This window comes from Rhizobium croatiense (genome assembly GCF_019793465.1).
GTDB classification, from domain to species: Bacteria; Pseudomonadota; Alphaproteobacteria; order Rhizobiales; family Rhizobiaceae; genus Rhizobium; species Rhizobium croatiense.
The window spans coordinates 1-396 of sequence record NZ_JAILYJ010000086.1 but is presented as its reverse complement, the minus strand read 5'-3'; the positions used below and the strand labels follow the sequence as shown (position 1 = coordinate 396).

Genomic DNA, 396 nt, shown 5'->3' with positions numbered 1-396 from the left:
CCTCATCCCCGGCCAGTTCGTGCGGGTGCGCATGGGCCAGCCGAAGGCCGAGAACAAGATCGTCATCAGCGACCGCGCCGTCGGCACCGACCAGGACAAGAAATTCGTCTTCGTCGTCGATGCCGAAAACAAGGTTGCCTACCGGCAGGTCCAGCTCGGCACGCTTTCCGACGGCCAGCGGGTAGTCGAAAGCGGCCTGAACGCCGGCGAAAAGATCGTCGTCAACGGTCTGCAGCGCATTCGTCCGGGCGCGGTCGTCATACCGCAGATGGAAGAGAAGGTCGCGACCGCTCAATAAGTCTTCGCTCTCCCTCGCGGGGGAGGGCCAATACCCGAAATAAATGACCCGCCGGCGGCTCCAACCGCCGGAGAGGGACGTTGCATCCATGTTCACCC

The 396-nt window shown here is 63.1% G+C and carries 1 protein-coding gene; it reads left to right on the top strand.

Translation table 11 applies throughout. From position 1 onward, the window contains the following. Positions 1–298 (top strand): efflux RND transporter periplasmic adaptor subunit (locus K6M89_RS30690; RefSeq protein ID WP_369010570.1); only part of this gene is annotated, 298 nt, incomplete at its 5' end. Positions 299–396: the final 98 nt, after the last annotated feature.